Raw genomic sequence first — 11,876 nt, forward strand, 5'->3', positions numbered from 1 at the left:
ATGCATCCATGCTGCGCATCATGCGCCGGCTAATCATTCGGTGCGCTGAACCACGGCCACATTCATTGTGCTTCGCAACCTGAAGCCAATGGACTCGTATAGTCTAATGGCCGCGGCGTTGCTGGCATAGGCGTGGAGATAGGGAATTTCGCCGCGCGCCACTATCCGGTTTGCCACGAACAGGGACAGCAGCTTGCCCAGGCCACCGCCGCGAAATTCCGGATGTGAGCACACGCCGCTGAGTTCGGTATAGCCAGGCTGCTTCATGCGCTCGCCGGCCATTGCCGCAAGCCTGCCCTCGATTTTCACACCCCAAAAATCGCCCAGGCTCAAGGCTTCAAGCGTGAATGGGCCAGGCTTGGTGAGCAATGCCAGGGCGAGCATCTCAGCGGCATCGTCTCGGGTCAGACGATGCACGCGCGGGTCGGAGACGATCTGCAATGGCTGCTCGGCGATCATCTGAACTCCGGCTGCGGCCGAAGTCGCGGAAAGCCCCGTTGGCAGAGCAATGGCGTCCGCTTGAAGCAGGATCACACTCTCGCCCGGGGAGACAAGCTTTTCGAGCGCCCGCAGGCTTTCCGGATCGTCCGCCCCAGTGGCGGCGAAAGGAACAATCGATGGCCGGTATCGCCTGGCGAGGTCATTACCTTGCGCGAACGCCGAATGTCGCGTCTGAAGCGCGCTCCAGACAGGGCGGTCAAGCAGATGTCTCATTGCGCGGCACCCTCAGGCTTTTTTACACGACGGTCGAGAGGGGCCGCGGCGAGGCCGTCCTCGATGGCAGCCAGCTGCTCAAGAAGCGGCCCCGAAAGATCCGCGCACAAATCCGCGACGGCGTTCTCGATGCAAGGCCAGACGTCGCGCTTTGCGACATCGACCAGTCGCCGGCCGTCCCGAGTGAGCGAGACAATCCTGCGCCGCTGGTCATCGGTCGACGGACTGACCTCGAGCAGTCCCAATTCGGACAGAAGCGAGACGCTTCGCGTTACGCCTGGCTGCGCGATGCCAAGGCATTGCGCCAGTTCCCCGACAGACAGCGGACCCAGCCTGTCGAGCGCAGCCAGCAGCGGGTACTGGCTCGCCTGAACCGGAACATCCAGCCGGTCGAGCAGGCGCTGCGCCTCCGCTTGCAGTTGCTCGCCTATACGCCTCAACCTGCTACCCAGGCATAGGAAGCCAAGCGAACGTATGACGTCTTCCACAGGTCGCTTCACCTCAAAATCTATAACATGATATATAACAACGCATAAAAAGCAAGATCGAGCATTCAAGCTCCGGCTCGGGGCCACGGGCCTACATCGCCTTCGGCGAGGAAAGGTCGATCGATAAGGCGGCTTCGCCGGGACAAGGCCAGTCGATCAGTTGCGCAGCCGGTAGCCGGTCCTGAATATCCAGGCGACGATCGCTATGCAGATGAGCAGGAAGACCACCGTCATGCCGAGGCTGACGCCGACCGAAACGTCGGACTTGCCGTAGAAGCTCCAGCGGAAACCGCTGACCAGGTAGACCACCGGGTTGAACAGCGTCACCGTGCGCCAGATGCCGGGCAGCATGTTGATCGAATAGAAGCTGCCGCCGAGGAAGGTCAGCGGCGTGATGATCAGCAGCGGTACCAGCTGCAGTTGCTCGAAGCTCTTCGCCCAGATGCCGATGATGAAGCCGAACAGGCTGAAGGTCACCGCCGTCAGCACCAGGAAGGCAAGCATCCAGAACGGATGCTCGATCGTCAGCGGCACGAACAGCGAGGCCGTCGCCAGGATGATCAGGCCAAGCACGATCGACTTTGTCGCCGCGCCCCCGACATAGGCGATGACGATCTCCAGATAGGACACCGGCGCCGACAGCAATTCGTAGATCGAGCCGACGAATTTCGGAAAATAGATGGCGAAAGAGGCGTTGGAGATCGACTGCGTCAGCAGCGACAGCATGATCAGCCCCGGCACGATGAAGGCACCGTAGCTGATGCCGTCGATCTCGGTGATGCGCGAGCCGATGGCCGAGCCGAAGACGACGAAATAGAGTGACGTCGAAATGACCGGTGAAACGATGCTTTGCAGCACCGTGCGAAGGGCGCGCGCCATCTCCACCCGATAGATCGCCCATACCGCATGAAGATTCATGGCCGCGCGCGGATTCATGCCGGTTTCCTCACCAGATTGACGAAGATCTCCTCGAGCGAGCTGTTTTCCGTATCGATGTCGCGGAACTGGATGCCGGCCGCCTCGAGCTCGCGGATCAGCGAGGCGACGCCCGGCCGTTCGCTCTGGTTGTCATAAGTATAGGTCAGCTGTCCGCCATCCGGCGAAAGCTCCAGCGCATAGCTCGAAAAAGCGTCGGGAACAGTGGCCAGGGGACTGCGCAGTTCCAGTACAAGCCGTTTGCGGCCAAGCTTGCGCATCAGCTCGGCCTTGTCCTCCACCAGCACGATCTCGCCGCGGTTGATGACGCCTACGCGATCGGCCATCGCCTCGGCTTCTTCGATGTAATGCGTGGTCAGGATGATGGTGACACCGTCTTCGCGCAGCCGGCGCACCATCGCCCACATGTCCTGGCGCAGCTCGACATCGACGCCTGCCGTCGGTTCGTCGAGGAACAGGATGCGCGGCTCGTGCGACAACGCCTTGGCGATCATCAGCCGGCGCTTCATGCCGCCGGACAGCGTGATCGCCTTGGCGTCCTTCTTGTCCCAGAGCGACAGGTCGCGCAGCACCTTTTCGACGAACGCCTTGTCCGCCGGCTTGCCGAACAGCCCGCGGCTGTAATTGACCGTCGCCCATACGCTCTCGAAGGCGTCGATGGTCAGTTCCTGCGGCACCAGCCCGATCAGGCTGCGCGCGGCGCGGTAGTCGCGGTTGATGTCATGGCCGTCGACGGTGACGCTGCCCGACGACCGGTTGACGATGCCGCAGACGATCGAGATCAGCGTTGTCTTGCCGGCGCCATTCGGCCCGAGCAGCGCAAAGATCTCGCCGCGCACGATGTCGAGATTGATCTCCTTCAGCGCCTTGAAGCCGGTGGCGTAGGTCTTGGTGACCCCGGAAATCGAGATGATCGGCTGCATGGCTGAAAACGGCTGCTTGAAACAGAGTTGTTGATTTAATCCGCTGAATGTCGGTTCGCAAATCCGGAAGTCAATGGCGCTCCTGACAGTTCTGGACATCGAGGTTCGCCGGGATAGGCAACACCCGCCCGGTCGTCCAGCAAAATTCCACGCAAAAGCAGATTAACCGGCACTGCGGCGTTCCGCCTCGCGGCGCGACGCCGCTTTGACCGTCCGGTGCATGAAGCCTATCCTTGTACAAACAAGCAGCAGCCGGAGCCGCCATGGACCCGCTCATTCTGTCGCGCATACAGTTCGGCGCGAACATCTCGTTCCACATCCTGTTCCCGGCGATCACCATAGCGCTCGGCTGGGTGCTGCTGTTCTTCAAGCTCCGCTACAACGCGACGGGCGATTCGGCCTGGATGCGCGCTTATTTCACCTGGGTTAAGGTATTCGCGCTGTCCTTCGCCATGGGCGTGGTTTCCGGCGTCACCATGAGTTTTCAATTCGGCACCAACTGGCCGGGCTATATGGAGACGGTCGGCAACATTGCCGGCCCGCTGCTGGCCTACGAGATCCTGACCGCCTTTTTCCTCGAGGCAGCGTTCCTCGGCATCATGCTGTTCGGCTTCCGTCGCGTCTCGAACCGCGTCCATACACTGGCGACGGTGCTGGTGGCCGGCGGCACCACCTTGTCCGCCTTCTGGATCATCGCGCTTAATTCGTGGATGCAGACGCCGGCCGGTTTCGAAATGCGCGATGGTGTGGCGCACGCCACCGACTGGTGGGCCGTTGTCTTCAATCCGTCCATGCCCTACCGGCTCGTCCATATGCTGCTTGCTTCGGGGCTGACCGTCTCGTTCCTGATCGCCGGCCTGTCGGCGCTGCGCTATCTCTACGGCGATCGCTCGGAATCGATGTGGAAAGCCTTGCGCACCGGCGTCTTCACCGCCGCGATCCTGATCCCGATCCAGATATTCGCCGGCGACCAGCACGGCCTCAACACGCTGGAACATCAGCCGCAGAAGATCGCCGCGATGGAGGCCAACTGGAACACCGGTCCCAACGTGCCGCTGGTGCTGTTTGCGCTTCCCGATGAAGCGGCCAGGGAGAACAGGTTCGAGCTCGCCATTCCCGACGGCGCCAGCCTTATCCTCAGGCACAGCGCCGGCGGCGTCGTGCCAGGGCTGAACGATTATGTCGGCAACCATCCTCCGGTGTTTCCAGTGTTCTGGGGCTTTCGCATCATGGTCGGTACCGGGCTCTTGATGCTCGCCGTCTCATGGTCGGCCGCCTTCTTCCTCAAGCGCCGCCATAGCCTCCCCAAGCCGCTGGCGCTTGTCATGGTGCCGATGGCGCTGTCCGGCTGGCTGGCGACGCTGGCGGGCTGGTACACCACCGAGATCGGCCGCCAGCCCTGGCTGGTCACCGGCGTGCTGCGTACCGCCGATGCTGTCGGCCCGGTCGCCGGCAGCCATGTCGCGCTGTCGCTGGCGGTCTATCTCATCCTCTATGTGCTGCTGCTGATCGCCTATCTCGGCGTGCTGGTGCATCTGGCATTGAAGGCGGCGAAGGATGGTGACACCTCGCCGCTGCCGGGCGTCATGGACAGGCCGCTGTCGCAGCCGGTTGCGCAACCGGGAGAAACATCATGAGCTTCGACTGGCCGACCTTGCTGCCTCTGATCTTTGCCGGGCTGATGGGCCTCGCCATCCTGATCTACGTCATCCTCGACGGCTTCGATCTCGGCATCGGCATCCTGTTCGCCGCAGCCGAAGACACCGAACAGGATACGATGATCGCCGCCATCGGCCCGTTCTGGGACGCCAACGAGACCTGGCTGGTGCTGGCGGTCGGCCTGCTGCTGGTCGCCTTCCCATTGGCGCACGGCACCATCCTGACGGCGCTCTACATTCCGGTCTTCGTTCTGCTGGTCGGCTTGATCCTGCGCGGCGTCGCCTTCGATTTCCGCGCCAAGGTGCCGGCCGGCAGGAAACATCGCTGGAACCGCATCTTTTTCCTCGGCTCGGTCATCGCGTCGCTGGCGCAGGGTTACATGCTCGGCGTCTATGTGCTCGGCCTCGACGTCGGTCCTGGCGGCGTCGCTTTCGGGGCGCTGGTGGCGCTCTGCCTTGCCGCGGCCTACGCGGCGATGGGCGCGGCCTGGGTCATCTACAAGACGGAAGGCGACCTGCAGAGGAAGGCGGTGCTGTGGCTGCGCACGGCGCTGGTGCTGACCGCGCTCGGCATGGTCGCGGTATCGCTGGCCACGCCCTTTGCCAGCGCGCGCATCTTCGACAAATGGTTCGTCTGGCCAGCCATGCTCTACCTCTCGCCGTTGCCGATCCTGTCGGCAGTGCTGTTCCTGTGGCTATGGCGCCAGACCTTCCATCTGCCGAAACCCGGCGACCGCCACGCGCTGCTCCCGTTCCTGACATTGGCTGCGATCTTCACGCTCGGTTTTGCCGGGCTCGCCTGGTCGTTCTACCCCTTCGTGGTACCCGACCGGCTGACCATCTGGCAGGCTGCTTCGGCACCCGAAAGCCTGGCCGTCATCCTGGTCGGCACGGTCGTCGTGCTGCCGATCATCATCTTCTATTCGTTCTTTGCCTACCGAGTGTTCGCCGGCAAGGCGACGGATCTGACCTATGACTGACCGGCATCGCCGTCGCCGCCTGAAACAGAATATTCATCTTCAAGCGGAATAACCTTCTCTGGCCGGCCCAGCAGAATCGCCGGCAAGAAGAAGGGCAACAGAATGAACCCCTTTTCTGCGGCAGCACAGGACCGGCTGCTGCTTTTGCTGATCCGTACGGTCGCGCTGATCGGCGCACTCGCGCTTGCCGGCCTGCTGCCGGCCATGCCGCAGGCGCATGCCCAGGACGCGGCCAACTGGGCGGGCGTGTGGGACACGAAGTGGCGCGGCGGCGGCGCCCAGATCAAGTTCGAGCAGACCGGCACCGACATAAAGGGCGTGTACCCGCTTTATAACGGCCGTATCGAGGCCAAGGCCGAAGGCGACAAGCTTGTCGGCCACTGGTTCGAAGGCGACCGCCAGGGCGCCTTCACCTTCGTTCAGTCGCCCGACGGCGGCAGCTTCATGGGTCGTTTCGATGCCGCCACCGCCGAATGGTGGACAGGGGTGCGTGTCAGCGCCGTCGAGGACGTCCGTGTCGACCAGTCGAGCCCGATGAGCACCATGCGCTCGTTCCTGCAGACGATGAACGAGAGCGGCGCCGACAACGTGCCGCGCGCCACCGGCGGCGGCATGGGTCTTGCCGGTCTGGCAGCAGGTCTCGTCGACGTCACCAAGGCCGACCGCGGCGGCCTCAACATGCCCGATTATACCAAGCTCCTGTTCACCGTCATCGACAACGCGACGTTCCGTCTTTGGAGCCTGCCGCATGACAACATCGCCGGCGACGAGGTGACGGCGACGCTGCCGCAATACGGCACCAGGGTCGCCTTCGACGTCACTTTTCGCCGCAAGAATGGCGACTGGTTTATCGTCGGGCCGCCACTTGCCCAGCTTCAGGCCAAGCTCGCCGAATTCCAGGAAGCGCATGGCGAAGCCGTCGACATGGTCGACGATCCGAGCATGCTCGCCTCGCCGCGCGATACGTTCAAGGTACTGTTGAGCGGCCTCACCGAAGCCGGCGACCCGGCACAGGCGGCGCTCGACCTGCGCAACTATAGTCAGGCGGTGCGCGGCGACGAGGCGTTCCTGCTCGAGCGCTATCTCAAAAAGGTCATCGACCGCATCGGCTATGTCTATTGGCAGGAGATCCCCGACGACCCGAAGAGCAACACCCCCTTCGTCTATTTCGAGCATCCCGCCGGCAACATCGTCATCGGTCCGGTCGAGACCGACCCCGACGGCACCGGCAAGCGCAAGATCTGGCAGTTTACGCCCGAGACGCTCGCCCACATCCGCGCGCTCTACGCCGATGTCGAAGACGTGCCGGTGGCGCCGGAATTCGCCGCCTTCGCCAGCACCGACCCGTTCTTCATCGCCCGTGGCCTCGCCCGCGAGATCAGCCCCGGCCTGCTCACCCGCGCCGGCCCGATGGAGCACTGGCAATGGTGGATGCTCGGCCTTGCCGTACTGGCCGGCATCGTCTTCGGCTTCATCGCCAATGCGCTGATTTCCTTGTTTGTGCGAAGGACGGACAGCCCGGCCTTCTTCCGCATTGTCGAATGGGCGGTGCGCTCGATCGTGCTTGGCTTCTTCCTGCTGTTGACGCTGCGCCCGCTCGGTCTGCCGCAAGTGGTCGCCGCTCCGGTCAAGGCAATCGCCTGGAGCCTGATCGTGATCGGCGCCGTGCCGGTGGTCTGGCACCTGATCGGCAAGGTCGCCGACCATTATGGCGGGCTGTGGCAGGTGCCCGGCTATCACGACACGCTGATTTCGCTGTCCACCGGCGTGGCGCGCGTCGCCGTGCTGGTCGTCGCCTTCCTGCTGCTGGCCGAAGTGCTCGCCATCCCCTACGAAGGCGTCATCGCCGGTCTCGGCATCGGCGGTCTGGCGGTAGCGCTGGCGGCGCAGCCGACGCTGCAGAACTTCCTCTCCGGCCTGACGCTTTATGCCGACCGGCCGGTCAGCGTTGGCGACTTCTGCAAGTTCGGCGACCAGTCCGGCACGATCGAGCATATCGGCATGCGCTCCACCCGCATCAGGTCGCTCGACCGCACGATCATCTCGGTGCCGAACTCGGATTTCGCCGGCATGCAGATCGAGAACTACGCGCATCGCGACCGCACCCGGTTCGCGACGACGCTGCAGCTGCGCTACGAGACGACGCCCGATCAGCTGCGTTACGTCCTGGCCGAGCTGCGCAGGCTGCTGATCGCCCATCCGCGCGTCATCGACGATCCCTGCCGCGTGCGCTTTGCCGGCTTCGGCGCCTATTCGCTCGACATCGACGTGTTCACCTACGTGAAAACCGCCGACGTGGCCGAATTTCAAGCCATCCGCGAGGACATCCTGCTGTCCATGATCAACATCATGGATGATGCCGGCGCGCAGTTCGCCTTCCCTTCGTCACTGGAATACAGAGCCACCGACCTTCCGGTCGACGACGAAAAACGCATCGCCGCGGAGAAAAGGGTCAGCGATTGGCGCGAGGCGCAAAATCTGCCTTTCCCCGACTTCAGCCAGATCGATAAATTCGCCCTCAACAACACGCTTGCCTATCCGCCTGAAGGCTCGGCGCATTATCGCGGGACAGAGCCCGACCCGGACTCGGCCGAGGCAAAGGCGACGCTGGAGAAAGTGCGCTGGAGCCTGCCCTGGAAAAAGGGGGGTAGTAATCTCCCCCCTTGAGGGGGAGATGGCCGGCAGGCCAGAGGGGGTCGCCGCGCGTGGAGCGCCAACTTCGTCTTTCCTCGGGATGCCGGCCGCGTCGCGCCAACCGAACCGACCCCCTCTGTCGCCTTCGGCGACATCTCCCCCTCGAGGGGGGAGATTATCTCCCCAAAAGCTCAGCTCTTGTTGGCGGCCAGCACCAGCACCGGCTTTTCGCTGTAGAGGTTGGGGAACAGCCGCTTCAGATTCTCAACCTTGGGCAGATCATTGTAGACGATATAGGGATAGGTCGGGTTGAGCGTCAGAAAGTCCTGGTGATAGTCCTCGGCCGGATAGAAGCTCTTACCGGTCTCCAGCGTCGTCACGATCGGCTTGGGAAACACCTTGGCTTTGTCGAGCTGGGCGATGTAGCTTTCGGCGATCTTTTTCTGGGTGTCGTTTTCGGCAAAGATCGTTGAACGGTACTGGGTGCCGCTGTCCGGCCCCTGGTAGTTCAGTTGCGTCGGATTGTGCGCCACCGAGAAATACACCTGCAGCAGCTGGCCATAGGTCACCTTGGACGGCTCGTAGGTGATCTCGACGGATTCGGCATGGCCCGTCCGGCTGGTGCCGACCATTTCATAGACGGCCGTGTCCTTGTCGCCGCCGGCATAGCCGGAGACGGCGCTGGTGACGCCCTTGACGTGCTGGAACACGCCTTGCACACCCCAGAAGCAGCCGCCGGCGAAGACCGCCTTTTCGGTGCCGGCGGTGGCCTTCTCGTCCATTGCCGGCGGCGGGATCACCACCGCGTCCTCGGCCGAGACTGCCGGCGTCTGCCAGAACACGGCGGCGGCGGCCGTGAGGACGAGCGCGGCAAGCGCTGCTTTTGCGAAAATCGACGGTCGTTTCACGGTTGCGGTCATGTCTGATCTCCCATGATGTGGTGTGGATTATACGACGGATAGATCCGCCGGGCTCTCACATTGCTGTGCGCATCGCCTATTTGGCCGGAGCCATGGCATCGCAGGCCTTGGTCGCCTCGGCCTTCTTCATGGCGTCCGTCTCGGCGGCTGCCTTGTCCATGCAGTCGGCCTTCATCGGATCTGTCGCCTTCATCGCAGTCGTGGCCGTCGCATCAGGCTTCATGGCGCCAGCTGGTTTCATGGCGTCCGTTGCCGGTTTCATGGCGTTTGTCGCCATCGCCGGCTTCATCGCATCTTCGGCCCTCGCCGCGCCACCGGCGAACAGCGCCGTCGAGCAAAGTACGAAGGCCGCCAGGGTCGGGCGATTGGTCAAACGATTGGTCATGATGATCTCCTTGGGTTTGGCAGGGGTTGACGGCATGCGGCGGCGCCGCTGCGCGTTGGGGGAATTTCGCGAGGGTTTCTAGTTCGTGGCGGCAGCCAGGATCGGCCCGCCGCCCGGCACCTGGACCAGCACCGCGGTGCTGAGGCCGCCCGTCGTCACCGGCAGCGGCAGCGCGGTGGCGTCGCCGGTCCAACTGCCCAGCCTGGTCAGCGAATGCACGACATTGGCGTGCGGCAGCGTGCGGCCGGTGTTTTCGCCGCGCGCCACCGGCACCTCGATGACGCCCTTGCCGTAACGCACCAGCCAGACATCGGCCTTGCCGCCGGGCACCGGGCCGGCGCCGATGCTGACCTTGCCGCCGGCGAGCGACAGCGAAGGTCCGTCGGCGTGGCCGCCGCTCGAAATCAGCTGCTCGATCTCGCCTGGCCTGGCGCCGACCGCATCGGCCTTGCCGTTGACCACCACTTGCGGCGTGAACGGGCCGGAACGGCCGAGCGACGGTTCATAGCGGACCTGGCGCTGCGTGAATTCTTCTTTGCCGAATGTGTCCTTCCAGCCGAGATAGTCCCAGTAGGTGACGTTGAAGGACAGCGCCAGCACGCCGGGCCGGTCCTTGACCTTGATCAGATTGGCGTTGGCCGGCGGGCAGGACGAGCAGCCCTGGCTGGTGAACAGCTCGACCACGGTCAGCGTCTGGCCGGCAGCCGCGCTTGCTGCCGATAGCACAGTCGCCGAAAACAGTGCCGCGGCGAGCCCCATTAGGGCTGTGCTGCGTTTCGATCCGGTCATCGCTGTTCTCCTGTGCGGTTCCATGCCCACACTTCGCCGCCGACACACGGTTCGTTACAGCATCACCGCTTCGTGATTGAGGAGAAGTCCGAGTTTTTCGTCCTGGCGCATTGGCGAGAGCCGAGGCGACATCCGATCTCCCCCCTTGTGGGGGAGATGTCCGGCAGGACAGAGGGGGGCGCCACGGAGCGTCATCCTACGTGGACGCCGAGTAACGCCAACTCAATGCAACAGCGGGCCAAGCGAGTCGCCAGACTTGCAGATTGCGAGGGCCGCGGGACAGCGCCCCCCTCTGGCCTGCCGGCCATCTCCCCCACGCGGGGGGAGATCGGATGTCGCCTCGTCTATTGTGTAAGCACGGTCTCCGAAGGGCGCTTGTTGAAGGCGCACTTGCCGGTCACAAAATAAGAAAAATCGGCGTCGGTTATGGTGTTGTTGGTAAGTGATCCGCCATCTTCCCACGCTTGACTGCTGGTGATGCCGCACGGCACGGCCGTAAAGATGTCGACGGTCGTGTTGGCTAGCGTTTTGACGTTGTCGATGAACAAGCGATCGGAGGTTACCGGATCGTCCGATCGCAGGGTTGTTTTCGTGCCCGTCTCCAGGTAGCTGCCGCCAAGACCAGGATTGGGATTCGGTATCTTCATCTCCAGAGACAGGTTGTCCATGTCCTTCACGTCGATCACCGCACCGGCGCCGGTCGCGGGATACATGGTGTTGACGCAGGTGGTTGCGTATTTCCTGGTGCCGCTGATCTGGGTGATTGTGCCGGTGGGCAAGCCGTAGAAGCTGAGCACCGTCGTGGTCGTGCATACTTGTTTCTGGACCAGCGTCTCCGTCGTTCCGCTGATCGTGTACACAGAGGACGTTCCGTAGCCTTTCGGATCGCCAAACCTGTTGTAGGCGTAGGAGATCCTCATCAGCTTGTTGGCCACCGTGTCCCCGGACTTCGTGCCGTAGAGCGTCACTGTCTTGTCCCACCAGCCCGAGATCTTGTCGACCTTGAACGTAGCCTCCACCAGTGCCGGCCTCTTGGTCACTCCCGACGCGACACCGACCTGCACCGTGTTGATCTTGACGATCTGCATGAAACTCGTCGGCATGGCAAAGCCGGCCGAAGCCTTGATGCTGGCGGCGCCGTCGGCGGCGACGACGAAGCTGTCGAGCTTGGCCGTGCCTTGCCCGCCATTGGCCAGGTAGGACTCCTGCAGCTTCACCTGGCGGTCCGCCAACGACGTGGTCGTCTCCAGCGTCGTGATCGACAGCGACGCTGCATCGAGGGCGTTCTGCATCGATGCCCTGGTTGAAACCGCCGAGGTATAGTCGATGGAAAAACCCAATGCGGCAACCATCGGGATAAGCAAAATGGCGAGCAATGGCGCGAACGAACCGCTCACCGATGTGAGAAATTTGCATGCTGACAGCGGCATTCCGATCCCCCCGAAACGG

The 11,876-nt window shown here is 63.1% G+C and carries 11 protein-coding genes; 3 read left to right on the forward strand and 8 right to left on the reverse strand.

Annotated features, from left to right (window positions below):
• Window positions 1–33 precede the first annotated feature (33 nt).
• The 4 genes from AC0L2Y_RS04200 to AC0L2Y_RS04215 all read right to left on the reverse strand — a co-directional run bounded on the left by AC0L2Y_RS04200 (window position 34) and on the right by AC0L2Y_RS04215 (window position 3,061).
• A complete protein-coding gene (locus AC0L2Y_RS04200) occupies window positions 34–714 on the reverse strand; it encodes a GNAT family N-acetyltransferase (protein ID WP_473554021.1) in 681 nt (226 codons plus the stop codon).
• A complete protein-coding gene (locus AC0L2Y_RS04205; RefSeq protein ID WP_473554023.1) occupies window positions 711–1,202 on the reverse strand; it encodes a MarR family winged helix-turn-helix transcriptional regulator in 492 nt (163 codons plus the stop codon). Before AC0L2Y_RS04205 ends, AC0L2Y_RS04200 begins: the two co-directional genes overlap by 4 nt.
• A 156-nt stretch (window positions 1,203–1,358) precedes the next feature.
• Window positions 1,359–2,120, reverse strand: a complete 762-nt coding sequence (locus AC0L2Y_RS04210) for an ABC transporter permease (protein WP_352451914.1) — start codon at window positions 2,118–2,120, stop codon at window positions 1,359–1,361.
• Window positions 2,121–2,134: 14 nt separating this feature from the next.
• Entirely contained in the window at window positions 2,135–3,061 is a 927-nt protein-coding gene (locus AC0L2Y_RS04215; protein ID WP_352491167.1) for an ABC transporter ATP-binding protein, read from the reverse strand.
• Window positions 3,062–3,324: 263 nt separating this feature from the next.
• On the opposite strand from AC0L2Y_RS04215, the gene AC0L2Y_RS04220 reads away from it, so the two are divergent.
• From AC0L2Y_RS04220 to AC0L2Y_RS04230, 3 genes are all read left to right on the forward strand, one after another.
• Window positions 3,325–4,698: a cytochrome ubiquinol oxidase subunit I gene (locus tag AC0L2Y_RS04220; RefSeq protein ID WP_473554024.1), complete on the forward strand. Its 1,374-nt coding sequence runs from the start codon at window positions 3,325–3,327 to the stop codon at window positions 4,696–4,698.
• Window positions 4,695–5,699 (forward strand): cytochrome d ubiquinol oxidase subunit II, encoded by a 1,005-nt coding sequence (locus tag AC0L2Y_RS04225; RefSeq protein ID WP_473554026.1) that lies wholly within the window; start codon window positions 4,695–4,697, stop codon window positions 5,697–5,699. The genes AC0L2Y_RS04220 and AC0L2Y_RS04225 overlap by 4 nt, the downstream gene beginning before the upstream one ends.
• 102 nt (window positions 5,700–5,801) lie before the next feature.
• Window positions 5,802–8,366: a mechanosensitive ion channel family protein gene (locus tag AC0L2Y_RS04230; RefSeq protein ID WP_473554027.1), complete on the forward strand. Its 2,565-nt coding sequence runs from the start codon at window positions 5,802–5,804 to the stop codon at window positions 8,364–8,366.
• 158 nt (window positions 8,367–8,524) lie between these two features.
• On the opposite strand, the gene msrA is transcribed toward AC0L2Y_RS04230, so the two are convergent.
• The 4 genes from msrA to AC0L2Y_RS04250 form a co-directional block, all read right to left on the reverse strand.
• The gene (msrA, locus tag AC0L2Y_RS04235; protein ID WP_473554029.1) at window positions 8,525–9,253 is read right to left on the reverse strand and encodes a peptide-methionine (S)-S-oxide reductase MsrA; all 729 of its coding nucleotides are present in this window, start codon (window positions 9,251–9,253) and stop codon (window positions 8,525–8,527) included.
• Between the two features lie 76 nt (window positions 9,254–9,329).
• Window positions 9,330–9,638, reverse strand: coding sequence for a hypothetical protein (locus tag AC0L2Y_RS04240; RefSeq protein WP_473554030.1), 309 nt, complete (start codon window positions 9,636–9,638; stop codon window positions 9,330–9,332).
• Window positions 9,639–9,716: 78 nt separating this feature from the next.
• The gene (locus tag AC0L2Y_RS04245; protein ID WP_473554032.1) at window positions 9,717–10,427 is read right to left on the reverse strand and encodes a DUF1223 domain-containing protein; all 711 of its coding nucleotides are present in this window, start codon (window positions 10,425–10,427) and stop codon (window positions 9,717–9,719) included.
• A gap of 344 nt (window positions 10,428–10,771) precedes the next feature.
• Window positions 10,772–11,857 (reverse strand): TadE/TadG family type IV pilus assembly protein, encoded by a 1,086-nt coding sequence (locus AC0L2Y_RS04250; RefSeq protein WP_473554033.1) that lies wholly within the window; start codon window positions 11,855–11,857, stop codon window positions 10,772–10,774.
• Between the last annotated feature and the right edge of the window lie 19 nt (window positions 11,858–11,876).

The organism is Mesorhizobium sp. WSM4830 (assembly GCF_055811495.1).